Raw genomic sequence first — 26,033 nt, 5'->3', positions numbered from 1 at the left:
TCCGGGGCGGGGGCGGGGCAGAGGGGTGCGGGGTCGCGGCAGCGGGCCGCGTGCGGGGGGCGGCGCGGGCGGACGCGCCCGCGTCGCTCAGCGTGGCGACAGCGCGGTCAGCAGGCCGCGCGCGGCATTGAAGCGGTCGGCCGCCTCCGGCAGCGGCAGCTTGAGCTTCAGCTTGTCCGGGCCATCCATCGCATACAGCTTGGGCTGCTTCTGGATCATCTGGATGATGGTCATCGGATCCACGTTGGGCTTGGCCTCGAACACCAGGCGCCCGCCGTGCTCGCCAAGTTCCAGCTTGCGGATGCCCAGCACGTTGGCCTGCAGCTTCAGTTCGGCGATCGCGAACAGGTGTTTCACCGGATCCGGCAGCAGGCCGAAGCGGTCGATCATCTCCACCTGCAGTTCGCGCAGGCCGTCGCTGTCGCGGGCGCTAGAGATGCGCTTGTACAGGGTCAGGCGGGTATGCACGTCGGGCAGGTAGTCGTCCGGGATCAGTGCGGGCACGTGCAGTTCCACCTCGGCGCCGCGCGCTTCCTCGCCGGCATCCAGGTCCGGCAGCTTGCCCTGGCGGATGCTGCGCACCGCGCGTTCCAGCAGTTCGGTGTACAGGCTGAAGCCGACCTCGGCCATCTGCCCGCTCTGGTCCTCGCCCAGCAGTTCGCCGGCGCCGCGGATCTCCAGATCGTGGGTGGCCAGGGTGAAGCCGGCGCCCAGTTCGTCCATCGAGGCGATGGCGTCCAGCCGCTTCTGCGCATCGGGGGTGATGCTGCGCCGGTCCGGTACCAGCAGGTAGGCGTAGGCGCGATGGTGCGAACGGCCGACGCGGCCGCGCAACTGGTGCAACTGCGCCAGGCCGAAGCGGTCGGCGCGGTTGATGACGATGGTGTTGGCGTTGGGGATGTCGATGCCCGATTCGATGATCGTGGTCGACAGCAGCACGTTGAAGCGCTGCTTCTGGAAATCCAGCATCACCTTTTCCAGATCGCGCTCGGGCATCTGCCCGTGGGCGATGCCGATGCGCGCCTCCGGCACCAGTTCGCTCAGCTCGCGCTGCATGCGGCCGATGCTCTCCACGTCGTTGTGCAGGAAGTACAGCTGGCCGCCGCGCGCCAGTTCGCGCTGGAAGGCTTCGCGCAACAGCGCGTTGTCCCACTGGGTGACGAAGGTCTGCACCGCCAGCCGGTTCGGCGGCGGCGTGGCGATGATCGACAGGTCGCGCAGGCCGGCCATGGCCATGTTCAAGGTACGCGGGATCGGCGTGGCGGTCAGGGTCAGCAGGTGCACGTTGGCGCGCAGCGCCTTCAGCGCTTCCTTCTGGCGCACGCCGAAGCGTTGCTCCTCGTCGACGATGACCATGCCCAGGTCCTTGAACTTCACGTCCGGCTGCAGCAGGCGATGGGTGCCGACGATCACGTCGATGCTGCCGGCGGCGACCTTCTCCAACTCGGCCTTGATCTCCTTGCTGCTCTTGAAGCGCGACAGCACCTCGACCTTGAGCGGGTAGTCGGCGAAGCGGTCGCGGAAGTTGCGGTAGTGCTGTTCGGCCAGCAGCGTGGTCGGCACCAGCACCGCCACCTGCTTGCCGGCGCTGGCCGCGGCGAAGGCCGCGCGCACCGCGACCTCGGTCTTGCCGAAGCCGACGTCGCCGCAGACCACGCGGTCCATCGGCTGGCTGCTGGCCAGGTCGCGCAGGGTGGCGTCGATCGCGGCCAACTGGTCGGGGGTTTCCTCGAACGGGAAGCCGGCGGCGAACGGCTCGTACATCGCCCGGTCCACCTGCAGCGCCAGTCCGGCGCGGGCCTGCCGGCGCGCCTGGATCTCCAGCAGCTCCGCGGCCACGTCGCGCACCTTCTCGGCGGCCTTGCGCTTGGCCTTGGTCCATTGTTCGCCGCCCAGCGAATGCAGCGGCGCGGTCTCGGCCGAGGCGCCGGAGTAGCGGCTGATCAGGTGCAACTGCGCGACCGGCACGTACAACCGGTCGCCCTTGGCGTATTCGATTTCCAGGAACTCGCCGGGCATGCCGCCGGCATCGAGCACGATCAGCCCGCGGTAGCGGCCGACGCCGTGGTCCTCGTGCACGATCGGCGCGCCCTCGGACAATTCGCCGAGGTCGCGGATGATCGCTTCCGGCTCGCGCCCCACACGGCGGCTGCGCCGCGGCTGGCTGGCACGCTCGGGGAACAACTGGCGCTCGGTCAACACCGCGATCCGCGGCTCCTCCAGCGCGAAGCCGTCGTCGAGCGGCGCAACCGCGATGGCGAAACGTGCAGCAGAAAGCCTCTCTCCCTCCGGGAGAGGGGTTGGGGTGAGGGTCCGACCGCTAGTGGAGTTCGTCTGCGCAACCGTGGAACTTGCCGAAGCACCCGCCTTCTTCGTTCCCGACCGCGCAGACGCCGCACCCTCATCCGGCGCTTCGCGCCACCTTCTCCCGGTGGGAGAAGGGAGGAATGCCGCAAAGCTCGGCAACACCTCCGGCTTCAACTCCGCGGCCGCCAACACTTCCAGCAGCGCCTCGCGGCGGCCCGGCGAATCGGCGGCGATCAGCACCCGGCCCGGGTAGTGATCGAGGAAGCTCTTCAGCGCCGCGCCCGGCGCGGCGTCCTTGGCCGCTACCGGCAGCGGCGGCAGCGGCTGGTCGCCAAGGGCCTGTGCCTCGTCGATGCGCGGGTGGTCGGCGGCCCACACGTCGATGCGCGGCAGCCCGTTGAGGCGCTCGCGCAGCGCGTCCGGCGCCTGGTACAGCTCCTCCGGCGCCAGCAGCGGGCGCTCCACGTCGTGGCGGCGCTGCTCGTAGCGGGCCTGGGTCTGCGCCCAGAACGCATCGGCCGCGGCACCCACGCCCGGTGCGATCAGCGGCAGCACGTGCTCGCCCAGATAATCGAACAGGGTGGCGGTGGCCTCGCGTGCGCCGCTGCTGCGGGTGTCCTGGAAGAACAGCGGCAGGTAGTACTCGATGCCCGACGGCGCCAGCCCGGCCTTCAGGTCCTGGTACAGCGCACTGCGCCGGGTGTCGACATCGAAGCGTTCGCGCAGCGCGGTCAATACCCGCTCCACGCTGACGTCGTCCATCGGCACTTCGCGCCCGGGCAGCATGCGCACCGCCTGCACATGGTCCAGCGAGCGCTGCGATTCCGGGTCGAAGGCGCGGATCGAATCGATGTCCTCGTCCAGCAGTTCGATCCGCAGCGGCGCGTCGGTGCCCATCGGGTACACGTCGAGCAGGCCGCCGCGCACGGCGAAGTCGCCCGGGTCCATCACCTGCGGCACGTTGCGGTATCCCGCGCTTTCCAGTCGGCGCTTCTCCGCGTCCAGGTCCAGGCGCTGGCCCACGCGCAGGTCGAAACTGCCGCCGACGATGTAGCGCAGCGGCGCCACCCGCTGCATCAGCGTCTGCACCGGCACCACCACGATGCCCTGGGTCAGCGTCGGCAGCCGGTGCAGCGCGGCCAGGCGCTGGCTGACGATGTCCGGGTGCGGACTGAACTGGTCGTAGGGCAGGGTTTCCCAGTCCGGGAACGGCACCACCGGCAGGCTCGGATCGTCGCCGAGCAAGCTGTGCAGGTCGGCTTCGAGCTGATGCGCGCTCTGGTTGTCGCGTGCGACCACCAGCAACGGCCCGCGGTGCGCGGACGCCGCGCAGGCGATGTGCCAGGCCAGAGCAGTGGAGGACGCGGGGGCGCGCCAGTGCGCGCGGAGCTGGCCGGACTTGGGCAGCGGCGGAACGGGGAAGGGAAGGGGCGGCATGGACCAACTAGTTTAGCAAGGTCGGGACCCGGGGCCCGGGACCGGGGACACGTAAGAGCAGGAGCTGAAGCTGCCTGCTGAGCTCTGGCTTTTCCGGGTCCCGGGTCCCGGGTCCGGAGTTTTCAGCTACCCAGTTCCAGCACCACCCGCACCAGGTCCGGATTGTCCGGATGCGGCATGCGCTGGAAGCCCAGCGACTCGGCCAACTGCAGCATCGGCACGTTGCGTTCGAGCACATCGCCGTAGAGCCGGTCCAGGTACTTGCGGCGCGCCCACTTGACCAGCTTGCGCATCAGCTGCCGGCCCAGCCCTTGACCCGAGACGAAGCTGCTGACCAGGATCGCGTACTGCGCCTCGCGGGTACCCGGGTTGATCGCGGCGCGCGCCACCGCACCGACCACGGCTTCGCCAGGCGGCAGCGGCTCGGCCGCGACCAGGATCAGTTCCGACTTCGGATTGGGATGGGTGAGGCGTTGCGCCATGTCCTCGGTCAGTTCCTGCGTCGAATGCAGGAAGCGCTCGCGGATCTCGGTCGGCCCGAGCAGGCCGAAGGCACCTTGCAGCGGCGCGCTGTCCTCCGGCCGGATCGGACGGATCAGCAGTTCGCGCCCACTGGGCAGGGTGAAGGTTTCATGCCACGGAGGCATGCGGTTGCGGGTAGCCATGGCCGTATGATCCTCGACGAAGCCTGGATTCTCGCATTACCAAAACCTTACGCCCGTGAACGCAGCGTCCTGCCGATGTGCCGTTCGGGCGGTCTTGCTAGAGTGGCGCTTCGTTCAAGGGAATGCGCGACGATGAAGACATCGCATGCCGTGGCCGTCTCCGCGGCGATCGGGCTGGGCCTGGCCACGCTGCTGGTGGGGCTGCTGGTGGGCGGTGGCAGATGGCTGCTGCGCGTGCAGCACCACGACACGCCGACCGCCACCACCGCCGCTCCAGTCGCCGATGCGGAGCAGCTGGCGACACAGGCATTGGCCCCGTACCAGGCGCGGCTGCAGGCCACGCGCCGGCCGGTGGTGCAACTGCAACTGCGGCCGATGGCGCAGGACGATCGCCTGGCCAGCAAGGTCGGCGGGCGCCCCTACTGGACCGGTGACAAGCCGTATCCGCATGCGGCCGATGGCCAGCCGCTGGCGCTGCTGGCGCAGATCGATCTGGCGCGGATGCCGCCGCTGCCCGGCTACCCGCGCCAGGGCATGCTGCAGTTCTTCATCGGCGGCGACGACGACTTCTATGGGGCCAACTTCGGTGGTGCGCGCAGTGACCTGGCCGCGCTGAGCGAACAACGCAATTTCCGCGTGGTGTACTGGCCGCAGCCGAAGGCGTCGGCGCGGCAGGCCGAGGTGCCGTTGCCAGCGGCCGACACGTTGCCGTTCGATCCGGCGCGGCCGCGGGCGATGCGGTTCGACGCCGGCGAGGAAACCATCGGCAGCAGCGATGTGCGCTTCGAGCAGGTGCTGGGCAAACCACTGGAGGAGGTGGCCGCGGCCTATGCCAAGCGCCACGCGGTGTCGCAGGATACGGTGGACGACGCGCTGTTCGATGCGCTGAGCCGTGGCGGCAACAAGCTCGGCGGCTACCCGGAGTTCACCCAGCAAGACCCGCGAACCCTGCAGGACAAGCAGGTCCTGCTGCTGCAGTTGGACAGCGACGAGGAGATGATGTGGGGCGACAGCGGCGTCGCCAACTTCTTCATCGATCCGGACGACCTGCGGCGCGGCGATTTCAGCCGCATCGCCTACAACTGGGATTGCTTCTGAGCGCGCGCGTGCGCCGCCCCGCGTACCTCATGCTTCGCGCTTGAGCCATTCCAGGCGCGTGCTGGCACCGGCTTCGCCCAGGTGCGCCTTCAGCGGCGGCAGCGCCTGCGCCAGCGCCTGCTCGAACTGCCAGGGCGGATTGAGCAGCAACATGCCGCTGCCGTTGAGCCGCAACGGCGAATCGTCCGGGCGCACCTGCAGTTCGGCGACCAGTGCCGACGCCACCGGCAGGGCCGCGGCCTTGCGGAAGAACGGCTGCAGGCTGCGGCGCTGCTTGATCGGATACCACACCGCGCACACCGCCTGCGGCCAGCGGCTCAGCGTTTCGCGCAGCGCGGTCACGATCAGCGGGTACTCGGCGTCCTGCGCTTCGTAGGGCGGATCGATCAGCACCAGCCCGCGGCCGATCCGGTTGGCCCCGGACTTGGGCGGCAGGAATGCCTTGATCGCCGCATAGCCGTCGCCGGCATGCACCTGCACACGGCGGTCGTGGGCGAACAACGCCTTGAGTTCGGCGGCTTCCTCGGGCTGCAGTTCGCAGGCGGCCAGCCGGTCCTGCGCGCGCAGCGCCTGCGCCACCAGCAGCGGCGAACCAGGGTAGGCGACCAGGGCACCGACCGGATTGTCGGCCTGCACCGCGCGCAGGTAGCGCTCCACCACGTCGGGCAGGGTCGGCTGGCCCATCAACCGCAGCACGCCGGCGGCGGCCTCGCCGGTCTTGCGCGCCTCGTTGGCCGCGAACAGATAGCGGCCGCGCCCGGCGTGGGTATCGAGCACAAAGAACGGGCTGTCCTTGCGCTTGAACGCATCGAGCAGCGCCAGCAGCACGATGTGCTTGAGGACATCGGCATGGTTGCCGGCGTGGAAGGCGTGGCGGTAATTCATCCGCGCAGTGTACGGGGCGCCACGCCGGCCGGCCACGCCTGCCGAGGTGCCGGGCGGGGCGGGTCCGCGGCCGCGGTACACTAGCCGGGCGACCGCTGGCGGCCGCACGGCGCCTAACGGGCATGAGGCCGGAAGGTGTGGACGATGGGCCTGTGCATCCGGGCGCAGGCGTCGTCGGAGCGTTCGGGTGCGCAGTGCCGATACCGCGTGGGCGGCCGGCGGGTCCACGGTTCGCATGCGCATGTCTTCTCCCCTGTTGCTCGGTGTCCTGGCGTTGGCGCTGCCGTTCGCCGCCTGCGGTGCCTCCCGTGCCGAAGCCGCGCCCTCGGGCGCAGCGCAAGCTGCGGCGTTCGATGCGCTGATCGAGGATGTCGGTGCGCACGGCAAGGACATGGCCGCCGACGAGCAGGCCTACCGCGTCGCGCATGCGCGCCTGCAGGCGCTGCTGCCCGCCGGCGACCCGGTGCGGCGGGCGCGCCTGGACGCCTTCGACTGCCAGCATTTTCCGCAGGGCCCGGCCGCGGCGGTGGAGCAGGCGCGGCGCGGCGAGCGCGGCGCGATCGCGCGCACCCATGTGCAGGTCCGCCTGGAGTACCTGCTGTGCGAAACCTATGCGCTCTACAACGACGGCCAGCGCCCGGCCTATCTGCGGCCCGCCACCACGATCCTGGCGCTGACCGACGCGCAGCGGTTCCCGCGACTGCGCGCGGCGGCCCTGCGCATGCGTGCCTTCGCCGAGCGCGACGCCGGCCACTACGCGCAGTCGCTGCGTACCTTGCAGGAACTGCGCGCGCTTGACGCACGGCGCGATGGCGGCTGGGTCGCGCTGCTGACCCTGATCGGCATTGCCGACGCCTACCTGGACATGGGCCTGCCGGATCTGTCGCAGCAGGTCGTCGCCGAGGTCCTGCAGCGGGCCAGGCAGGGCGATGGCGGCTACATGCAGGCGCTGGCGGTGGAGCGCGAAGGCGCCATCGCCGAGCAACGCGGCGATCTGCCGGCGGCGCTGGCTGCCTACCTGCGCGCGGCCGAGCTGCATGGCCGACATCCGCTGGAGGGGTCGCAGGCGTCGCTGTTGCTGCGCGCGGCCCGGGTCAACGCGTTGCTGGGCAACCTGCCGCAGGCGCGGGCGCAGCGGCAGCAGGCCGAAGCGCAACTGGTCGCAATGGGCGCCACGCGGCTGATGCGCGCGCGTCGCGATTACGTCGATGCGCTGATCGCCGAGCGCAGCGGCGATGCGCGGGCCGCGCTGGCGCTGGCCGACCAGGCCGAGCAGGGCTACCGCGCCAACGGCGACCTGCGCAGCCTCAGCGACGTGCTGGACCTCAAGGCCACCGCCTTGCGCGCGCTGGGCGCCTGGCGCCAGGCACTGGATGCGCGCGAGGCGCAGATGCGCGTGCAGCAGGAACTGGACACGCGCATGCAGCGCGAGCAATCGCAGTTCCTGATCGCCGAATCGGAAAGCCGCGAGCGCGACCTGGCGGCGCTGCAACTGGCGCAGAAGGCGGAAACCCAGCGTAACCGGCTGCAGGCGATGGAGCGCGAGGCGACCCTGCGGCGCGCGTTGCTGGGCGCGGCGCTGCTGTTGCTGGCGGTGCTCGTCGGGGTGTTGTTCCTGACCCTCGGGCGCCTGCGCGGCGCCCGCCGCGAAGTGCGGGTCGACAGCCTTACCGGCGTCGCCTCGCGGCGCCAGGTGCTGGCCGAACTCGACACTGCGCTGGCGGCGCTGCCACGCGGCGGGCGCATGCCGCTGTCGGTGCTGGCGCTGGACGTGGACCACTTCAAGCGGATCAACGACGAACACGGCCATGCGGCGGGCGACCAGGTGCTGCGGCTGGTCGCCACCACCCTGCGGCAGAGCCTGCGCAGGAACGACAGCTTCGGCCGGACCGGCGGCGAGGAATTCCTGGCGCTGCTGCCCGGCGCCACCTGTGCCGAGGCACGGGAGCTGGCCGGGCTGCTGCGCGAGGTGCTGGAGCGGCAGTCGTTCGACGCGGTCGTGCCGGGCCTGCGCCTGACCGTCAGCATCGGCATCGCCGAGGCCGGCGCCGGCGAGAGCAGCCAGGCGCTGCTGGCGCGCGCCGATGCCGCGCTGTACCGGGCCAAGCACGGCGGCCGCAACCGGGTGGAACTGGCGTCGGCGCCGGGCGCGGCCAACGCGCGCGGCGGCAGCGACAGCTGACGCGCCGCAGGTGCGCGTCGGGTTCCGTGCCGATCCACGAGCGGTGCCGCGGAATGGCCGGACGGACTGCCGCGGCGCCCGCGCGACGGCTATGCTGCGCGCCATGTCCACGCCTGCCGCCGCCAGTGTCCTCGTGGTCGAGGACGAATCCGCCATCGCCGACACCGTACTGTACGCGCTGCGCAGCGAGGGCTACGCGGTGCGGCATTGCCAGCTCGGGCGCGAGGCCCTGGCGCAGCTGCGCGAGGGCGGCATCGACGTGGTGGTGCTGGACGTCGGCCTGCCGGACCTGAGCGGGTTCGAGGTGTGCCGCACGCTGCGCGGTTTCAGCCAGGTGCCGGTGCTGTTCCTGACCGCGCGCAACGAGGAGATCGACCGCGTGCTCGGCCTGGAACTGGGCGCCGACGACTACATGGCCAAGCCGTTCTCGCCGCGCGAGCTGGTGGCGCGGGTGCGGGCGCGGTTGCGGCGCCCGGCGGTGGTCGTCGGCGATGCCGAGGCCGGCTGGCAGCAGCACGGCGATTTCGCCATCGACCGCGACGGCCGCCGCATCCGCTGGCGCGCTGCGGTGCTGGACCTGACCCGCTACGAGTACGCGTTGCTGGCAGCGCTGCTGCAGCGGCCCGGCGCCATCCTCAGTCGCGCGCAACTGATGGACCGCGGCTGGGACAGCAGCGCCGACAGCGCCGACCGCACCGTCGACACCCATATCAAGACCCTGCGCGCCAAGCTGCGCGCGGCCGGCGCCACCGACGATCCGATCCGCACCCACCGCGGCCTCGGCTACGCGCTGGAGGCCTGAGGTGCGGCTGGGGCTGAAGCTGTTCCTGGGCTTCTTCCTGATCGTCGGCGTGGCCGCCTTCTTCGTGATGCGGGTGTTCGTCAACGAGGTCAAGCCGGGCGTGCGCCAGGCGATGGAATCGACCCTGGTGGACGCGGCCAACGTGCTGGCGCAGATGGCCGCGCAGGATCTCAAGGACGGGCGCATCGCCAGCGGCCGTTTCGCCCGCGACCTGGCCGCGGCGCAGCGGCGCGATCCGCGCGCGATGGTCTGGCGTTTTCCCAAGCACAGCGTCGACTACCGCGTCACCCTCACCGATGCGGCGGGCATCGTGGTGTTCGATTCGCGCGGACAGGACATCGGCCGCGACAACTCGCGCTGGAACGATGTGTACCGCACCCTGCGCGGCGAGTACGGCGCCCGCTCCAGCCCCGAGGCCGACGGCGACCCCAACCACACGGTGATGCACGTGGCCGCGCCGGTCTACGATCCGGCCGACCCGCAGCGGCTGATTGGCGTGCTGACCCTGTCCCAGCCCAACCGCAGCATCGAGCCGTTCATCGTCGCCAGCCAGCGCAGCATCCTGCTGCGCGGCGCCTGGCTGATCGGCATCTCGGCGCTGATCGGGATCCTGATGACCTGGGGCCTGCTGCGCGGCATCGGCCGGCTCAACCGCTATGCGCAGGCGGTCAGTGCCGGTGCGCCGGTGCCGCCGCCGCCGCCGCGCCGCGATGAGATCGGCGATCTCGGCCGTGCGCTGGAGACCATGCGCCGCAAGCTGGAGGGCAAGCAGTACGTCGAGCAGTACGTGCAGTCGCTGACCCACGAGATGAAGAGCCCGCTGGCCGCGATCCGCGGCGCGGCGGAACTGCTGCAGGAGCCGCTGCCGGAACCGGAGCGGCAGCGCTTCGTGCGCAACATCGCCGAGCAGCAGCAGCGCCTCACCGAGACCATCGACAAGCTGCTGGCGCTGGCCGAGGTGGAACAGCACGGCTGGCTGCAGCGGCGCGAACCGGTGGCGCTGGCGCCGCTGTGCGCGGACTTGGCCGAAGCGCTGGCGCCGCAATTGCAGGCGTGCGGCCTTCAGCTGCAGGTGCAGGCGCCGGATCCGACCCTGGTTGTGTCAGGCGATCCCTACCTGCTGCGTCAGGCGCTGCACAACCTGCTCGACAACGCCATCGCCTTTTCGCCGGAGGGCGCGGTCATCGTGCTGCGTGCCGAACGCGGCGCCGACGCGCGCGTGCTGCTGACGGTGGAGGACGCCGGCCCGGGCGTTCCCGACTACGCGCTGGAGCGGGTGTTCGAGCGCTTCTACTCGCTGGCGCGCCCGGCCACCGGCCAGCGCAGCTCCGGCCTCGGCCTGCCGTTCGTGCGCGAGGTGGCGCGCCTGCACGGCGGCGACGCCAGGCTGCGCAACCGCGACGGCGGCGGCGCGGTGGCCTGCCTGGCGTTGCCGCTGGCCTGAGCCGGATCGATTCGCGCGAGAGCGCGTGAAGCGCGGTGCCGGGGCTGCCGCGTCGGGACTGAAGTCCCTCCCACAGTGGGGCGCCGCGTCGACGGGATGCCGGACACCAATCCCGATTCCCCAATCCCCAATCCCGGCTCCTCCCACTTCACACCCACTTCAAATTCGCCTCAAACCCCACCCACGCAGCGGTCGCATGCTGGCCCCCTCCCAACCGAGAGGTCGCCATGAAATCCCTGAAGCTGCTGTTGCGATTCGCCACCATCGGCGGATTGATCCTGTTGTTGCTGATCCCGCTGCTGATGATTCGCGGCACCGTGCAGGACCGCCAGCATTACCGCGACGAGGCGGTGGAACGGGTGTCGCAGAGCAAGGCCGGCGAGCAGCGCCTGCTCGGCCCGCTGCGGGTGATCCCGTGGACCCAGGAACGTGAGGTCGCCGTGCTCGACGCCGACGGCAAGCGGGTGACCAAGCGCGAGACCGAGGCCGGCTACGTGCTGCAGGCGCCGCGGCGGCTGCAGGTCGAAGGCGAACTGAAGCCCGCGCAGCGCCACATCGGCCTGTTCAAGGTGCAGGTGTATAGCTGGCATGCGCGGCTCAAGGCCGAGTTCGACGATCTCGACTATGCCGCTGTCGATCGCCGCCAGTACGGCACGCCGTATCTGGCGATCGGCCTGCAGGACGTGCGCGGCCTGGTCGGCACGCCGAATCTGCGCGCCGACGGCCGCGCGCTGCCGCTGCAGCCGGGCTCGGAAGGGCTGTCCAACATCTCCAAGGGCGTGCACGCGGTGTTGCCGGCATTGCGCGATACGCAGCAGGGCCGGCTGACCGACCTGCACGACGTGCAGATGGAATTCGTGCTCGACGGCACCCAGGCGCTGTCGATCGTGCCGGTCGGCGACGACAACCAGATCGCGCTGAACTCGCCGTGGCCGCATCCGCTGTTCGGCGGCCGCTTCCTGCCCAACGAGCGCCGCATCACCGCGCAGGGGTTCCAGGCGAGCTGGGCGCTGTCGTCGCTGGCGACCGGCGCGCAGGCGCAGCTGGCCTCCGGCGGACAGGATCTCGACGCCTTGCGCGTGGACCTGGTCGACCCGGTGGACGTGTATACCCAGGCCGAGCGCGCCAGCAAGTACGGCCTGCTGTTCGTGGTGCTGACCTTCGTCGCCTTCGGCCTGTTCGAGCTGATCAAGCGCCTGCCGATCCATCCGCTGCAGTACCTGCTGGTGGGCCTGGCGCTGGCGATCTTCTTCCTGCTGCTGCTCAGCCTGTCCGAGCACATCCCGTTCTGGCAGGCGTATCTGGTCTCGGCGGTGGCCTGCATCGGGCTGCAGTTCTTCTACCTGTCCGGGGTCTTGCGCAGCCGCCTGCGCGCGGCCGGCTTCGCCAGCATGCTCACCGTGCTGTACGGCGCGCTGTACGGCCTGCTGGCCTCGGAAGACAACGCCTTGCTGATGGGCTCGCTGCTGTTGTTCGGCATCCTCGGCGCGATCATGTGGATCACCCGCCGGATCGACTGGTACGAACTCGGCGCGTCGCTGCGCTGAGCCGTCGGGGGAGAACCGGACATGGTCGCGCATCGTCATCTGCATCGGCGTCTGCAGGCGCTGCTGCCGCCCGCCCTGGAGACCCATGGCCTGCATCCCGGCAACCTGCCGGGGGCGCTCGCGCGCAGCGCGCAGGCCGCGCTGGTCACCGCCGCCGATCGCGGCGGGGCCCTGTGGCTGCGCTTGAGCGAACGCAGCCGCGCCGCCCTGGCCGGCGACGCGGTGGCGTTCCTGGCCGGCGCGCTGCAGGCGCGTGCGGCCTTGCCGGGCGAAGCCGCGCCGTGGCGCTACTGCCCCTGGCGCGCGGTGCGCCGGGATCCTGCCTGGGCGATGGACGTGGAGCGGTGCGGGGACACGCCTGCGCCGGGGTTCGTGACCTGGGAAGCGGAAGGCCGCGCGCGCTTGCTGGTGCTGCCGGCACAGGCCGCGCTGCTGTGCCGCTGGTGGCGCTGAGGCAGGGCACCCGCATCGATCGCTGCCACGGCGGGCGGATCGGTCGGATGGTCATCGGCCATTGACGGCAGAAACACCGACGGTGGCGGCACGGATGCCGCCACGGGTCACAGGACGGGCAGGGACGCCCACGCAGGGAGGCGGCAAGGGCGCACACGCCAAGGCGCCGCGAGCAGGGCAAGGAAGCGCGTGCGCCACAGGACGGGCAGGACGCCCGCGCAAGGACGCGGCAAGGAGGCACATGCAAGGGCATCGCCAGGCAGGCAGCGCCAGGGAAACGCTTGCGGTAGAGTGCACGGATGCACTCTCCGCTCTCCATTCAGCGCCTGCGCGGTGCCGGGATCGTGCCGTTCCTGGACGCGGTCGCGCAGCTGCGCATCGTGGTGTTCCGCGACTGGCCCTACCTCTACGACGGCGACCTGGGCTACGAACGCGAGTACCTGGCCGCCTATGCGGCGTCGCCCGACAGCGTGTTCGTGCTGGCGCGCGACGGCGAGCAGGTGGTCGGCGCCTCCACCGGGCTGCCGCTGGTCGACGACACCGAGGCGTTCGCCGCGGCCTTCGCCGGCAGCGGCATCGACCCGGCCGAGGTGTTCTATTTCGGCGAATCGGTGCTGTTGCCGCAGTACCGCGGGCGCGGCGTCGGCCATGCCTTCTTCGACGAGCGCGAGGCGCATGCGCGCGCGCTCGGTCGCTTCCGCCTGACCGCGTTCTGTTCGGTGGAGCGGGCGCCCGACGACCCGCGGCGGCCGCCGGAGTATCGCGGCAACGACGTGTTCTGGCGCAAGCGCGGCTACCTGCCACAGCCGGCGTTGCGCATGCATCTGCCGTGGAACGAGGTCGACCGCGGCGAGACGCCGCATACCCTGGGTTTCTGGACCCGCGCGCTGGAGCCTGCCGCATGAAAGTCGCCGTCGCCAAGTATCCGATCGGCGCGCCCGCCGACTTCACCACCTTCGCCGACAAGCAGGCCGCCTTGCTCGGCGAGGCCGCGCAGGCCGGCGCGCAGCTGGCGGTGCTGCCCGAGTACCTGTCGCTGGAACTGGCCGCGACCTTCGGCGCCGAGGTGTCGGCGCGGCTGCCGGCCTCGCTGGCGGCGATCCAGGCATTGCATGCGCCGTACCTGGCCCTGTTCGCCGACCTGGCGCAGCGCCATCGCCTGCACGTGGTCGCCGGCAGCTTCCTGCTCGACATGGGCCAGGGACGCTACCGCAACCGCGCCTACTGGTTCACCCCGGACGGCGGCCACGGCTGGCAGGACAAGCTGCAACTGACCGGCTTCGAGAAGGCCACCGGCCTGATCGACGGCGGCGAGGCGCTGAAGGTGTTCGAGGCCGAGGGCGTGCGCGCCGGCGTGGCGGTGTGCTACGACAGCGAGTTTCCGCTGCCGGTGCGTGCCCAGTACGAGGCCGGGGCGCGGCTGCTGGTGGTGCCCAGTTGCACTGACACCGAGGCCGGCGCCACCCGCGTGCGCGTGGGTTGCCTGGCGCGGGCGCTGGAGAACCGCATCTTCGTCGCTCAGTCGGTGACCGCCGGCGTCGCCGAGTGGAGCCCGGCGCTGGACGTGAACACCGGCGAGGCCACGCTGTACGCGCCGATGGACGCCGGCTTCCCGGCCGACGGCATCGTCGCGCAGACCCATGGCGAGCAGGTCTGGGCGATCGCCGAGCTGGACTTCGCCGCGTTCGAGGCCAGCCGCGCCAATGCGCAAGTGGCCAACGACCGCGACTGGCGCGGGCAACTGGCACCGGCCGTGCTGCGCGCGGAGCTGAGCCGCTTCGCATAGGAGCGTTTCCCGCAACGTGCCGCGCCTCGGCGTGCCATGCCCTGTTCCCGGGGCGAGACGCTGCTTTACCAATCCCGAATCACCAATCCCCAATCCCGCGGCGCCAGCAGGCGCCGCCCCGGCAAGGTAAAATCGCCCGATTCCCGTCGTTTCGAGCGTTCCATGGCCTGCCGCACCCGTTTTGCCCCCAGTCCCACCGGTTATCTGCACATCGGCGGCGCGCGCACCGCGCTGTATTGCTGGCTGGAGGCGCGCCACCGCGGCGGCGAATTCGTGCTGCGGATCGAGGACACCGACCGCGAGCGCAGCACCCAGGCGGCGATCGACGCGATCCTGGAGGCGATGGAGTGGCTGGGCCTGGATTACGACGAAGGCCCGATCTACCAGACCCGGCGCCTGGATCGCTACCGCGAGGTCGCCGAGCAGTTGCTGGCGCAGGGTCAGGCCTACTACGCCTACGAGACCCGCGAGGAACTGGATGCCATGCGCGAAGCGGCGATGGCGCGGCAGGAAAAGCCGCGCTACAACGGCGCCGCGCGCGAACTGAACCTGCCGCACCGCGACGATCCCAACCGGGTGATCCGCTTCAAGAACCCGACCGAGGGCGTGGTGGCGTTCGACGACCTGATCAAGGGCCGCATCGAGATCGCCAACAGCGAACTGGACGACATGGTGATCTTCCGTCCCGACGGCTATCCCACCTATAACTTCGCGGTGGTGGTGGACGACTGGGACATGGGCATCACCGAGGTGATCCGCGGCGACGACCACATCAACAACACCCCGCGGCAGATCAACATCTACCAGGCGCTGGGCGCGCCGGTGCCGAAGTTCGCGCACATGCCGATGATCCTGGACGAGCAGGGCGCCAAGCTGTCCAAGCGCACCGGCGCGGCCGACGTGATGCAGTACAAGGACGCCGGCTACCTGCCGCACGCGCTGATCAACTACCTGGCGCGGCTGGGCTGGTCGCACGGCGACCAGGAACTGTTCGGGCGCCAGGAGCTGATCGACCTGTTCGACGTCAAGGACGTCAACTCCAAGGCCGCGCGCCTGGACATGGCCAAGCTCGGCTGGGTCAACCAGCACTACCTCAAGAGCGACGACCCGGCGACGATCGCGCCGCAGCTGGAGTTCCAGTTGCGCAAGCTCGGCATCGACCCGGCCGCCGGCCCGGCTGCGGCCGAGGTGGTGGTGGCGCTGCGCGAGCGCGTGCAGACGCTCAAGGAAATGGCCGAGAAGGCCGAGGTCTGGTATCGCCCGCTGACCCGCTACGACGACGCGGCGGTGGCCAAGCATTTCAAGCCGGGCGCCGAACTGGCGCTGGGCAAGGCCCGCGAACTGCTGGCCGCGCTGCCGCAGTGGAACCTGGACGGCGTCGCCGCCGCGCTGCACGACACCGCCGCCGCCCTGGAGATCGGCATGGGCAAGGTGGCGCAGCCGCTGCGCGTGGCCATCACCGGCACCCAGGTCAGTCCGGACATCTCGCAGACCGTGTACCTGGCCGGTCGCGAGGAGGCCTTGAAACGCATCGACGCCGCGCTCATCAAGATCCCAGCGGGAAGCTGATTCCCGGGAGACCGCCATGTCCAGCAAGAAGACCGCCTGCACCGAGCCGCACCACCACGTCCACGACGCTGCCGACTTCGTCAAGGTGGTGGAGCGGGTGAGCCGCGAGCGCGGTCTGCGCCTGACCCCGATCCGCGCCAACGTGCTGCGGCTGATCGCCGAGGCCGGGCGCCCGGTCAAGGCCTACGACCTGCTGGAATGGGTGCGCGAAGGCAAGGGCGTGGGTGCCGACGCGCCGCCCACGGTGTACCGCGCGCTGGATTTCCTGATGGCCAACGGCTTCGTGCACAAGCTCGAGTCGGTCAACGCCTTCGTCGCCTGCCACCATCCGAGCAGTGCCCAGCATTCGGTGCCGTTCCTGATCTGCGACCGCTGCCACAGCGCGGTGGAGCTGGAGGACCGCGACGTGGTCAGCCAGCTGGAGCAGCGCGCCAAGGCCCTGGGATTCCAGCCGCAGGCGCAGACCCTGGAAGTGCACGGTCTTTGCGCGAAGTGCGCGGGCTGAGCCGGCGCAATTTGATGGGCGCTGCGTAGCGACCGGGTAGGGCGTTCGATCGATCTGAGCCTGGCTGCCGCACGCGTTGCAGCCCCGGTGTTGCGCCGTCGCGGATAGGGCGGTTCCCCGTCCCCGTCGTTCTCTTGGCCGGCCCGGTTGCGGCCTTTTCGTGTCTCGCAGCGCCGCACGCCGATCGCTCAATCCTGCGCCGCGGCGCGCCCACCCTCGCGCACCTGCTCCCAGTCCAGTCCGAACCGCGCCAGGTACTTGCGCAGGCGGTCGGCGTCGTTGGTGCTGGCGCGCTGCGTGCGGGACACGGCGAACAGTTCGCGTCCGGCCTGCGACAGCGACTTGGCGGTCGCGCAGACCCGCACCACGTCTTCCAGTTGCACGCGGTCGAAACGGTCCAGTTGCGCTGCCACGTCGCCGAGCAGGGCGTCCAGCGGCGAGGGCGGGGTGCCGTCGCGCCATTGCCGGCGCAGGCGCGCGATTTCCTCCTCCACCAGTTCGAGTTGGATGCGCCCGGCATTGGCCAGCGTCGCCAGGCGCATCACCGAGGCGCTGAGGTCGCGGAAGTTGCCGGACCAGCGCGCCTCCGCGCCGGTGGCGAAGGCAAGATAGCGGCTGCGCGCCTCACGATTGAAGGTCACCCGCTGGTGCTGCTCGCGCGACCAGCGCTCCAGTTCGAAGTCCAGGTTCGGCTCGATGTCCTCGCGGCGTTCGGCCAGGCCGGGCAGGTGGTAGGTCCACAGGTTCAGGCGCGCCAGCAGGTCCTCGCGGAAACGGCCCTGCGCGACGTGCTGGTGCAGGTCGCGGTTGGTGCCGGCGATCAGCTGGAATTCGCTTTCCACCTCGCGGTCGCTGCCGACCGGCAGGAAGCGTTTCTCCTCCAGCGCCCGCAGCAGCATGGCCTGCTCGTCCAGGCCCAGTTCGCCGATCTCGTCGAGGAACAGCAGGCCCTGGTGCGCCGAGCGCAGCAGCCCCGGGCGGTCGCTGACCGCGCCGGTGTAGGCGCCCTTGGTATGGCCGAACAGCGCGCTCATGGCGCCGTCGCCACGCAGGGTGGCGCAATTGACCTCGACGAAACGCCCCGGCAACTGGTGCTTGAGCTTCTTCAGTTCGAACACGCGCTTGGCCAACTGGCTCTTGCCGGCGCCGGTCGGCCCCATCAGCAGCATCGGCGCCCTGGAGCGCGTGGCCACGGTCTCGATCTGTTCGATCATGCGGTTGAACGCCGCATTGCGCGTGGCGATGCCGCTCTTCAGCAGTGCGCGGTCCTGCAATTGCTGCTGCTGGAAGCGCTGCGCGATGCGGTCGTAGCGCGACAGGTCCAGGTCGATCACGGCGTAGGCGCCGGCCTCGCCGCTGCCCTGTTTGCGCGGCGGCGAGGTCTGCAGCAGGCGCCCGGGGAAGTGCCGGCTCTCGGTCAGCAGAAAGCCGCAGATCTGGCTGACATGGCTGCCGGTGGTGATGTGCAGGTAGTAGTCCTCTTCGTCCGGGCGGAACGTGTAGCCGGCGAAGAAGTCGTGCAGGGTGGCGTACACCCCTTCGAAATCCCAGGGATCGGCCAGGTAGGTGTCGTGCAGGTGCACCTGTGTGTCGGGCGAGACCTGGCCCAGATCCTCGCGTACCACCTCCGCCAGTTTCTGGTAGCGGCGCAGGTCGGTCAGCAGTTCCAGGCGGCTGAGCAGGAAGTCCTCGTGCATCCCCAGCGCCACCGTCGGGCGCCACTTCTCCCAGCGCCCGGGGCCGCTACCGGAATCCAGCTGGGTGCCGAGCATGCCGAACACCACCTGTGGCCTATCCATATCCATCCTTATAAAAGTCTCGCTGAAGTTATAGGAATATTCGGCGTCGAACAAGCGGGGGTCGCCGCTTGATTCTCGATTTTCTTTTTTTAATCAATGCGTTGAGGTGCTCTCGAAAAAGTTGGCACGGCCATTGCGATACCTTGGCATCACCAACGCGGGCCGTTCCCGCCAGGAGCCTGACATGGCCAACCTCTCTCTGTTCTCTTCCTCGCGTGGCGCGCTGCTGCCCCCGGCGACCGTGCGCAACGACGCCGGTGGCGCCGCGTATGCGCGTTCGCCGCAGGCGGCGCTGGCGCTGTACGCGGCCACCGGCTGCTTGAACGGCACGTTCTATGCGGGTGCCGAGGTGCAACTGCAGCAAGTACTCGGGCTGTGCGCGCAGGTCGATCCGGCCTTCGTCGCGCAGACCGCGATCTACGCACGCCAGGTCGCGCACATGAAGGACATGCCGGCATTGTTGTTGGCCACGTTGACCACCCGCGATCCGGACCTGTTCGCACGGGCCTTCCCGCGCGTGATCGACAACGGCCGCCTGCTGCGCAACTTCGTGCAGATCTTGCGCAGCGGGCAACTGGGGCGCAAGTCGCTGGGGTCGAGGCCCAAGCGCCTGGTGCGGCAGTGGCTGCAGCAGGCGTCGGCGCAGACCATCGTGCAGGCGGCGATCGGCCAGCAGCCGTCGCTGGCCGATGTGATCCGCATGGTTCACCCGAAGCCGGCCGACGCCGAGCGCGAGGCGCTGTACGCCTGGGTCGTGGGCAAGCCGTACCGCGAGGACGCGCTGCCGGCGATGCTGCAGGCGTACGAGGCGTTCAAGCGCGCACCGTCCGGCCCGTTGCCGGAGTTGCCGTTCCAGTACTACACCGCCCTGCCGCTGACCGCGGCGCATTGGGCGGCCCTGGCCCGCAACGCCTCGTGGCAGACCCTGCGCATGAACCTCAACACCTTCGCGCGGCATGGGGTGTTCGAGGATCCGGCGATGGTGGCGCAGGTCGCGGCACGCTTGCGCGATCCGGCGCAGATCCAGCGCGCTCGGGTGTTTCCGTACCAGTTGCTGGTGGCCAGCACCGCGGCCAGTCAGTTGCCGCCGCCGATCGGCCAGGCGCTGCGCGAGGCGATGGAGATCGCGACGCGGCAGGTGCCGCGGCTGGACGGCAATGTGGTGGTGGCAGTGGATGTGTCCGGCTCGATGGCGGCGCCGGTGACCGGTTTCCGCCGTGGCGCCAGCAGCAGCGTGCGCTGCGTGGATGTCGCTGCGCTGATCGCGGCCTGCGTGCAGCGGGTCAATCCGCGCGCCACGGTGTTGCCGTTCGACACCGAGGTGCGGTCGCTGCCCTTGCGGCAGCGCCAGGACGTGATCGCGCAGGCGCAGCAACTGGCCGCGTTGTGCGGTGGCGGGACCAGCGTCAGCGCGCCGCTGCTGCAGTTGAACGCGCAGCGTGCGCCGGTCGATCTGCTGGTGCTGGTGTCGGACAACGAGAGTTGGCGCGACACCCGTAGCGGCGCGACCGCGACCATGCAGGCCTGGGCCGAGTTGAAGGCGCGGTGCCCGCAGGCACGCATGGTCTGCATCGACCTGCAGCCGGTGGCCACCAGCCAGACGGTCGAACGCGACGACATCCTGCATGTCGGCGGCTTCAGCGACGTGGTGTTCGACCTGCTGGCCACGTTCGCGGCCGAAGGCGCCGGCGCCAAGCGCTGGGTCGAGCGGATCGGCTCGATCGTGGTGTGAGGCCTTGAAGGAACGTGTTACCCGGCGGGCAATGGGGCCCGCCGGGCTGCGGGAGAACCAAGATTCGCGTTGACGGAGGCGGCGATGGCAGCCTCCATGTTTCGCCGCCGGCGTCCACGAATGCCGATGGAACTACAGCCTCCGAAGCTCCATGTCGCGGGTTCGATTCCCGCCCACTCCAGGGATGGGGTCGGTAGCTCAGTTGGTAGAGCGGGAATGTTCCATCTCTCTTGTCGCGGACGTCGTCGGTCCTGTTGTGTGCGTTGCATGGAAGCACTGGACCCGGCGGGCAATGGGGCCCGCCGGGCTACAGGAGAACCAAGATTCGCGTTGACGGAGGCGGCGATGGCGGCCTCCATGTTTCGCCGCCGGCGTCCACGAATGCCGATGGAACTACAGCCTCTTAAGCTCCAGGTCGCGGGTTCGAGTCCCGCCCACCCTACGATGGGGTGGTAGCTCAGTTGGACAGAGCGGGAACGTTCCATCTCTCTTGTCGTGGCCGTCGTCGGTCCTGTTGTGCGCGTTGCCTGGCGGATGCAGGCGGAACTCCATCGGTCGCGGGTTCGAATCCCGCCCGCCCTATGGCGGTAGCTCAGCGGTAGAGCGAACGTTCCGCACATGGACTTGCCGCGTGAGGCGATGCGTTGGTTTTGCGGTGAATGCAGGTGGAACTCCATCTGGTAGCCCTTTAAGGGTCGGGTTCGAGCCCCGGCCGCACGGCAGCTATGCCGCCATGCGGAAGGTTCCACCCTCCCTCGTCACCGCGTTTTTTTTTTGAACATGCGTTACACAAGGAGCAACACCATGAACACCGAGCAGTACGACGTCATCGCGCAGCCGGGAGCGGCGCCGATCAAGCTGTGGACCCGCGGCGTGCCGCTGGAGGACGAGGCGCGCCAGCAGCTGCAGAACATCGCCAAGCTGCCCTTCATCCATCGCTGGATCGCGGTGATGCCGGACGTGCACCTGGGCAAGGGCGCGACCGTCGGCTCGGTGGTGCCGACCATCGGCGCGATCGTGCCGGCCGCGGTGGGTGTGGACATCGGCTGCGGGATGATCGCCGCGCGCACCTCGCTGGTCGCCAGCGACCTGCCGGATAATCTGGCGCCGATCCGCAGCGCGATCGAGCGCGCGGTGCCGCACGGGCGCACGCCCGGCGCGCGCGACAAGGGCGCGTGGCAGACGCCGCCAGGTGCGGCCGTGGACGGCTGGGCGCAGCTGGCCAGCGACTTCGCGCTGATCTGCGAGCGTCATCCGCGCCTGCGCAAGACCAACAACCTGCAGCATCTCGGCACCCTCGGCACCGGCAACCACTTCGTCGAGATGTGCCTGGACGAGGCGCAGCGGGTCTGGTTCATGCTGCACTCCGGTTCGCGCGGCGTCGGCAATGCGATCGGCAACCACTTCATCCAGCTCGCCAAGGAGGAAATGCGGCGCTGGATGATCAACCTGCCGGACCAGGACCTGGCCTATCTGCCGGAAGGCAGCCAGTACTACGGCGACTATGTGTTCGCGGTGGACTGGGCGCAGCGCTATGCGCGGATCAACCGCGAGATCATGATGCGCAGCGTGGTCGAGGCGGTCCGTACCGTCATTGCCAAGCCGTTAGAGGCGCAGGCCGAGGCGGTGAACTGCCACCACAACTACGTCAGCCGCGAGCATCACTTCGGCAAGGACGTGTTCGTGACCCGCAAGGGCGCGGTGAGCGCGCGCAAGGGCGAGCTGGGTATCATTCCGGGCAGCATGGGCGCCAAGAGCTTCATCGTGCGCGGGCTGGGCAATGCCGACAGCTTCCACAGCTGCAGCCATGGGGCCGGCCGGGTGATGAGCCGCACCGAGGCGCGTCGCCGCATCAGTGTCGACGAGCACGTCAAGGCCACCGCGCATGTGGAGTGTCGCAAGGACCAGGACGTGGTGGACGAGTCGCCGGCGGCCTACAAGCCGATCGAGGCGGTGATGGCCGCGCAGCGTGACCTGGTGGAGATCGTGCACACCCTGCGGCAGGTGGTGTGCGTCAAGGGCTAGTCACAGGTGCCGGCCGGCACGCACTGCGGTCGGTCGGCGCCGATCGTCCGCGCGGGTTGGCCCGCACGGGCGTTTTCAACGATGGATTGCGTTGCAATGGACATGATCGAACTCGACGGTGCGGCGGGCGGCGGGCAACTGCTGCGCACCGCGCTGACGCTCAGCCTGTGCACCGGCACCGGCTTCACCTTCCGCAACATCCGTGGCGCGCGTCCGCGGCCGGGCCTGATGCGCCAGCACCTGACCGCGGTCGTGGCGGCCGCCACGGTCGGCCAGGCGCGCACGCACGGGGCGCAGATTGGTGCGACCACGCTGCGCTTCGAGCCGGGAGCGGTGGTGCCCGGCGACTATCAGTTCGCCACCGGCAGTGCCGGCTCGACCACGCTGGTGCTGCAGACGGTGCTGCCGGCGCTGTGGCGCACCGCCGCGCCGTCGCGTCTGACTCTGGAGGGCGGCACCCACAACCCGCTGGCGCCCTGCGCCGATTTTCTCGCCGAGACCTGGCTGCCGGCGCTGCAGCGCCTGGGCGTGAGCGCTGCGCTGACGCTGGACCGGCACGGCTTCTATCCGGCCGGCGGCGGCGCGCTGCGGGCCAGCATCGCGCCCTGTGCGCAGTTGCAGCAGGTCTGCTTCGATGCGCGAGGCGACCTGCAGGCGATCGAGGCGCAGGTGCTGGTCTCGGGCCTGTCCGGCAAGATCGGCCGGCGCGAACTGGCGGTGCTGGCCGAGCGACTTGGCGTGGACGCCAATCCGCGCCACGTGCACAGCGTGCGTCCGGCGCAGGGCCCGGGCAACACCGCGCTGGTGCGGGTGCGGCATGCGGCGCACATGGAGGTCTTCGCCGGCCACGGCGAGCGCGGTGTCTCCGCCGAGCAGGTCGGCGAACGCCTGGCGGCGCAGGTGCGCCACTACCTGGACAGCGGCGCCTGCGTCGGCGAGCACCTCGCCGACCAGTTGCTGCTGCCGATGGCGTTGGCTGGCGGCGGCGCCTTCACCACCGACACGGTCAGCGCGCACCTGTCCAGCAATGCCCGCCTGATCGAGAAATTCCTGCCAGTGGAGATCGCTTGGGAGCCGGTGGATGCGCGGCAGTGGCGGGTGGTCGTGTCCAGCTGATGGCAGCCACCGGCGGGTAGTGCCACCTTGCCGGCGCCTGCAGGCTGCAGGCTGCAGGATGTGAGATGCCCACAGCGGTGCTGTCTACGCGCGGCGCCGTTTGATGCCGGATGCAGGACCATAATGACGCGGCGCGGGCGCAGTCCCGCGCGGTGCCGGCGGTGTGCCGGCTTCCTGCCGCAGGATCAGGCGCAATGGAGGATGCACATGGACAAGAACGTGCGCGTGCTGTGCTGGATGTTGTCATCGACGCTGCTGCCGATCGCGCAGGCAATGGCTGATCCCCCCACCGAACTCATGCAGCCGCTGCCCGCGTCGCTGATCTTCAACGACGACAACGGCAAGATCCTCGGGACGTCCGGGCCGCAGCAGCCCACCGCGTACGCCCTGGCGCAATGGGGCGCCAATCCGAACAGTTCGGATACCTTGCAGCCGGTGATCGGCGGTTCGGCGCAGGGCTGGCAGGCCGAGAGCGTGCGTGCGCGGGTGAAGTACTACCCGGTCTACGCTGGTCACGCCAACGCCTACGAACTGGCGCAGGCCGACAACAAGTGCGCCGGTTCGGATCCGGGCAATCCGAATCCATACGACGGCGAGAAGGATCTGTTCCTGGTGACCGCCGATTCGAGGTTCTGGGGCAGTAACGCACTGCTGGGTTTCACGCCGAGCGCGCCGCTGTCCAGTCTTGGCGCCATTCGCGTGCGCGTCGGGTTGAGCAGGACCTACGAAGACGATGTCCGCTGCGGCGGGACGGCGCCCAGCGGCACCGGCTATGCCTTCAGTTTCATCCTCGGCAATACGCAGGGACAGACCCTGTTCTACCAGATCGACCTGGGCCATACCGGCGCGCCCCCTGCGCAGGATCCGTCCACGCCGTGGTGCCCGCATGGGTACGAAGACACGCAGAGTCTGGACTTCTGCCTGGACGACGACATCCGCAACATGGGCGGGCAGTGGAACCTCGCCGGCACGGCAACGTCCAACGATGTCGATTTCCTGCCCAGGCTGCTGCAGGTCATCGGCAAGGGCCACACCAAGCCGGTGCGCGACAAGCAGGGCAATCCCATCAACCTGGACCGCGATCCGAGCCACTGGACGCTGACGTCGGTGTACATGGGCCATATCACCCAGGGCAAGACCATCAGCACCACGATCTGGTACGACCCCAGCGTCAAGACCTGGCCAGGTGGCACCTTCTGCAGTGCGGCAGGCACGCTGACCCAGTACACCTGCAACATGAGCGCGCAGGATGCGAACCAGCTTGGCGCGGGATGGGTCGCAGTCGGCAATGCCTGCTATCACCGCAACGCGGGCACGTCCTGTCCGCCGTGACGTGTGGCGGTAGCGTGCTACACGCGTTCCGGTGCGGCGTTGCCGCGCTGGAAATCGGAGCGACGGCGTAGCGGAGCCCCGCAGCGAGTGCCTGAGAACCGCGTTGCGCGTCCCGGGTTGCTATTCTGATCGGCGCTACCGCATTGCCAGGAAGGTCGTTCCGATGCGCACTCCCGTCGCTTCCGTCCCGATCGCGCCCGACCGGGCGCGTGCGCTGTGGCTGCATGCGCAGCGCCTGACCACGCCGGCACCGTTCGGCAGCGGTGCCGAAGCGGTGCGGCAGGCGACCGCGCACCTGGGCTATGTGCAGATCGACACCATCCACGTGATCGCGCGCAGCCACCACCACGTGCTGTACACGCGCATTCCCGAGTACCGCGAACGGGATCTGGAACGGGCGCAGTCGCAGGACAAGTCGCTGTTCGAGTACTGGACCCATGCCTTGGCCTACGTGCCGGTCGCCGACTACCGCATGTACGTGGCGCAGATGGCGCGCCGACGTGCACAGGCCGACGCCCGGGGCGCGGTGGATGCGCAGGACTATGCGCGGTTGTTGCGGCGCATCCGCAACGAGGGGCCGTTGTCGATCCGCGACATCGACGACGAGGTGCTGGTCGAGAAGACCCACCCCTGGGGCAGCCGCAAGCCGTCGCGGGCCGCGTTGCAGTACGGTTTCTTCAGCGGCGACCTGGTGGTCAGCCAGCGCAGCGGCATGCTCAAGACGTACGAATTGGCCACGCGGCATTTTGGCTGGCGGCAGCGGCCGCGTGCGGTCAGCGACGCGCAATATGCGCGTTACCTGCTGCAGCGAGCGTTGCGCGCGCAGGGCATCGTCGGCGTGGACTCGGTCTGTTATGGCGAGACCGCCGCCAAACCGGCGGTGCGAGCGTTGATCGCCGCGGAAGTGGCGCGCAAGCGCCTGATCCCGGTGCATCTGCAGGGCCAGGAAGGTGTGGCCCTGTGGGCCGAGCCGGAGCTGCTGGACAGTAAACCGCCGCCACCGGATCCGACGCGGGCGCAGTTGCTGTCGCCGTTCGATCCGCTGGTGATCCAGCGCAAACGGTTGCAGCAGTTCTTCGGCTATACCCATCGCTTCGAGGCCTATGTGCCGGCGCCACAGCGGGTACTGGGCTACTTCGCGCTGCCGGTGCTGGTCGGCGACCGCATCGTCGCCGCGCTCGACCTGAAGATGGACCGTCGCGCCGGCCGCCTGCTGATCCAGCAATGGACCTGGCTGGCGCCGCAGCGACCGGCGCTGCAGGCGAGGATCGACGCGGCGTTGCAGCGGTTCGAACGCTTCCATCTGCTGTAGCCGGGTGCTGCTGCCGCAGGGGTATGGCTTGCGGCGG

General features: G+C 69.7%; 18 protein-coding genes and 2 pseudogenes. 15 read left to right on the top strand and 5 right to left on the bottom strand.

Features of this window, described 5'->3' with window-relative positions; genetic code table 11:
- Positions 1 to 87 precede the first annotated feature (87 nt).
- From mfd to SLW56_RS00595, 3 genes and pseudogenes are all read right to left on the bottom strand, one after another.
- Positions 88 to 2,265: pseudogene (gene mfd, locus SLW56_RS00605) on the bottom strand (transcription-repair coupling factor); the annotation flags it as partial.
- A gap of 168 nt (positions 2,266 to 2,433) precedes the next feature.
- Positions 2,434 to 3,744: pseudogene (locus SLW56_RS00600) on the bottom strand (transcription-repair coupling factor); the annotation flags it as partial.
- Positions 3,745 to 3,866: 122 nt separating this feature from the next.
- Positions 3,867 to 4,409 carry a GNAT family N-acetyltransferase gene (locus tag SLW56_RS00595; RefSeq protein ID WP_017909572.1) on the bottom strand — a complete coding sequence of 181 codons (543 nt, stop codon included), beginning with the start codon at positions 4,407 to 4,409 and terminating at the stop codon, positions 3,867 to 3,869.
- A 132-nt stretch (positions 4,410 to 4,541) separates the two neighbouring features.
- Here SLW56_RS00595 and SLW56_RS00590 point away from each other — a divergent pair, with 132 nt between their 5' ends.
- The gene (locus SLW56_RS00590; protein ID WP_267099574.1) at positions 4,542 to 5,507 is read left to right on the top strand and encodes a YwqG family protein; all 966 of its coding nucleotides are present in this window, start codon (positions 4,542 to 4,544) and stop codon (positions 5,505 to 5,507) included.
- 27 nt (positions 5,508 to 5,534) lie between these two features.
- Here SLW56_RS00590 and rlmJ read toward each other — a convergent pair whose 3' ends face one another.
- Positions 5,535 to 6,392: a 23S rRNA (adenine(2030)-N(6))-methyltransferase RlmJ gene (gene rlmJ, locus SLW56_RS00585; protein WP_320694202.1), complete on the bottom strand. Its 858-nt coding sequence runs from the start codon at positions 6,390 to 6,392 to the stop codon at positions 5,535 to 5,537.
- A gap of 241 nt (positions 6,393 to 6,633) precedes the next feature.
- Here rlmJ and SLW56_RS00580 point away from each other — a divergent pair, with 241 nt between their 5' ends.
- The 9 genes from SLW56_RS00580 (at position 6,634) to SLW56_RS00540 (ending at position 16,680) form a co-directional block, all read left to right on the top strand.
- Positions 6,634 to 8,574 (top strand): GGDEF domain-containing protein, encoded by a 1,941-nt coding sequence (locus tag SLW56_RS00580; RefSeq protein ID WP_320694201.1) that lies wholly within the window; start codon positions 6,634 to 6,636, stop codon positions 8,572 to 8,574.
- A 91-nt stretch (positions 8,575 to 8,665) separates the two neighbouring features.
- Positions 8,666 to 9,376, top strand: coding sequence for a two-component system response regulator CreB (gene creB / locus SLW56_RS00575; RefSeq protein ID WP_267084770.1), 711 nt, complete (start codon positions 8,666 to 8,668; stop codon positions 9,374 to 9,376).
- Between the two features lies 1 nt (position 9,377).
- Positions 9,378 to 10,820, top strand: coding sequence for a two-component system sensor histidine kinase CreC (creC, locus tag SLW56_RS00570; RefSeq protein ID WP_267084769.1), 1,443 nt, complete (start codon positions 9,378 to 9,380; stop codon positions 10,818 to 10,820).
- A 227-nt stretch (positions 10,821 to 11,047) separates the two neighbouring features.
- The gene (creD, locus tag SLW56_RS00565; protein ID WP_295973395.1) at positions 11,048 to 12,367 is read left to right on the top strand and encodes a cell envelope integrity protein CreD; all 1,320 of its coding nucleotides are present in this window, start codon (positions 11,048 to 11,050) and stop codon (positions 12,365 to 12,367) included.
- A 21-nt stretch (positions 12,368 to 12,388) separates the two neighbouring features.
- Entirely contained in the window at positions 12,389 to 12,820 is a 432-nt protein-coding gene (locus tag SLW56_RS00560; protein WP_267099579.1) for a hypothetical protein, read from the top strand.
- A gap of 299 nt (positions 12,821 to 13,119) precedes the next feature.
- Positions 13,120 to 13,725 carry a GNAT family N-acetyltransferase gene (locus SLW56_RS00555; protein WP_150410340.1) on the top strand — a complete coding sequence of 202 codons (606 nt, stop codon included), beginning with the start codon at positions 13,120 to 13,122 and terminating at the stop codon, positions 13,723 to 13,725.
- Positions 13,722 to 14,606, top strand: a complete 885-nt coding sequence (locus SLW56_RS00550; protein WP_320694200.1) for a carbon-nitrogen hydrolase family protein — start codon at positions 13,722 to 13,724, stop codon at positions 14,604 to 14,606. Before SLW56_RS00555 ends, SLW56_RS00550 begins: the two co-directional genes overlap by 4 nt.
- 162 nt (positions 14,607 to 14,768) lie before the next feature.
- Positions 14,769 to 16,175 (top strand): glutamate--tRNA ligase, encoded by a 1,407-nt coding sequence (gene gltX / locus SLW56_RS00545; RefSeq protein ID WP_295943213.1) that lies wholly within the window; start codon positions 14,769 to 14,771, stop codon positions 16,173 to 16,175.
- Positions 16,176 to 16,191: 16 nt separating this feature from the next.
- Complete coding sequence (locus tag SLW56_RS00540; protein ID WP_017907264.1) at positions 16,192 to 16,680, top strand: transcriptional repressor; 489 nt, start codon at positions 16,192 to 16,194, stop codon at positions 16,678 to 16,680.
- Positions 16,681 to 16,868: 188 nt separating this feature from the next.
- Here SLW56_RS00540 and rtcR read toward each other — a convergent pair whose 3' ends face one another.
- Entirely contained in the window at positions 16,869 to 18,479 is a 1,611-nt protein-coding gene (rtcR, locus tag SLW56_RS00535) for an RNA repair transcriptional activator RtcR (protein ID WP_320694199.1), read from the bottom strand.
- A 184-nt stretch (positions 18,480 to 18,663) separates the two neighbouring features.
- On the opposite strand from rtcR, the gene SLW56_RS00530 reads away from it, so the two are divergent.
- From SLW56_RS00530 to SLW56_RS00510, 5 genes are all read left to right on the top strand, one after another.
- Positions 18,664 to 20,211, top strand: coding sequence for a VWA domain-containing protein (locus SLW56_RS00530; protein WP_320694198.1), 1,548 nt, complete (start codon positions 18,664 to 18,666; stop codon positions 20,209 to 20,211).
- An 804-nt stretch (positions 20,212 to 21,015) separates the two neighbouring features.
- The gene (locus tag SLW56_RS00525) at positions 21,016 to 22,236 is read left to right on the top strand and encodes an RtcB family protein (RefSeq protein WP_320694197.1); all 1,221 of its coding nucleotides are present in this window, start codon (positions 21,016 to 21,018) and stop codon (positions 22,234 to 22,236) included.
- Between the two features lie 96 nt (positions 22,237 to 22,332).
- Entirely contained in the window at positions 22,333 to 23,352 is a 1,020-nt protein-coding gene (rtcA, locus tag SLW56_RS00520; RefSeq protein ID WP_320694196.1) for an RNA 3'-terminal phosphate cyclase, read from the top strand.
- A 207-nt stretch (positions 23,353 to 23,559) separates the two neighbouring features.
- The gene (locus SLW56_RS00515) at positions 23,560 to 24,684 is read left to right on the top strand and encodes a hypothetical protein (protein ID WP_267093871.1); all 1,125 of its coding nucleotides are present in this window, start codon (positions 23,560 to 23,562) and stop codon (positions 24,682 to 24,684) included.
- Between the two features lie 163 nt (positions 24,685 to 24,847).
- Positions 24,848 to 25,996 (top strand): crosslink repair DNA glycosylase YcaQ family protein, encoded by a 1,149-nt coding sequence (locus SLW56_RS00510; RefSeq protein WP_295908981.1) that lies wholly within the window; start codon positions 24,848 to 24,850, stop codon positions 25,994 to 25,996.
- Positions 25,997 to 26,033 lie beyond the last annotated feature (37 nt).

Origin of the sequence: Xanthomonas sp. LF07-6 (assembly GCF_034105445.1) — a bacterium.
GTDB lineage: Bacteria > Pseudomonadota > Gammaproteobacteria > Xanthomonadales > Xanthomonadaceae > Xanthomonas_A > Xanthomonas_A sontii.
This window is presented reverse-complemented; position numbering and strand designations above follow the sequence as displayed.

What these genes read in the sequence shown, in the direction of transcription:
- gltX (WP_295943213.1), top strand. Translation starts at nt 14,769, where the DNA reads ATGGCCTGCCGCACCCGTTTTGCCCCCAGTCCCACCGGTTATCTGCAC.
- SLW56_RS00550 (WP_320694200.1), top strand. Translation starts at nt 13,722, where the DNA reads ATGAAAGTCGCCGTCGCCAAGTATCCGATCGGCGCGCCCGCCGACTTC.
- SLW56_RS00560 (WP_267099579.1), top strand. Translation starts at nt 12,389, where the DNA reads ATGGTCGCGCATCGTCATCTGCATCGGCGTCTGCAGGCGCTGCTGCCG.
- SLW56_RS00590 (WP_267099574.1), top strand. Translation starts at nt 4,542, where the DNA reads ATGAAGACATCGCATGCCGTGGCCGTCTCCGCGGCGATCGGGCTGGGC.
- SLW56_RS00595 (WP_017909572.1), bottom strand. Translation starts at nt 4,409, where the DNA reads ATGGCTACCCGCAACCGCATGCCTCCGTGGCATGAAACCTTCACCCTG.
- creB (WP_267084770.1), top strand. Translation starts at nt 8,666, where the DNA reads ATGCTGCGCGCCATGTCCACGCCTGCCGCCGCCAGTGTCCTCGTGGTC.
- rlmJ (WP_320694202.1), bottom strand. Translation starts at nt 6,392, where the DNA reads ATGAATTACCGCCACGCCTTCCACGCCGGCAACCATGCCGATGTCCTC.
- rtcA (WP_320694196.1), top strand. Translation starts at nt 22,333, where the DNA reads ATGGACATGATCGAACTCGACGGTGCGGCGGGCGGCGGGCAACTGCTG.
- creD (WP_295973395.1), top strand. Translation starts at nt 11,048, where the DNA reads ATGAAATCCCTGAAGCTGCTGTTGCGATTCGCCACCATCGGCGGATTG.
- SLW56_RS00510 (WP_295908981.1), top strand. Translation starts at nt 24,848, where the DNA reads ATGCGCACTCCCGTCGCTTCCGTCCCGATCGCGCCCGACCGGGCGCGT.
- SLW56_RS00540 (WP_017907264.1), top strand. Translation starts at nt 16,192, where the DNA reads ATGTCCAGCAAGAAGACCGCCTGCACCGAGCCGCACCACCACGTCCAC.
- SLW56_RS00580 (WP_320694201.1), top strand. Translation starts at nt 6,634, where the DNA reads ATGTCTTCTCCCCTGTTGCTCGGTGTCCTGGCGTTGGCGCTGCCGTTC.
- rtcR (WP_320694199.1), bottom strand. Translation starts at nt 18,479, where the DNA reads ATGGATAGGCCACAGGTGGTGTTCGGCATGCTCGGCACCCAGCTGGAT.
- SLW56_RS00530 (WP_320694198.1), top strand. Translation starts at nt 18,664, where the DNA reads ATGGCCAACCTCTCTCTGTTCTCTTCCTCGCGTGGCGCGCTGCTGCCC.
- SLW56_RS00515 (WP_267093871.1), top strand. Translation starts at nt 23,560, where the DNA reads ATGGACAAGAACGTGCGCGTGCTGTGCTGGATGTTGTCATCGACGCTG.
- SLW56_RS00555 (WP_150410340.1), top strand. Translation starts at nt 13,120, where the DNA reads ATGCACTCTCCGCTCTCCATTCAGCGCCTGCGCGGTGCCGGGATCGTG.
- SLW56_RS00525 (WP_320694197.1), top strand. Translation starts at nt 21,016, where the DNA reads ATGAACACCGAGCAGTACGACGTCATCGCGCAGCCGGGAGCGGCGCCG.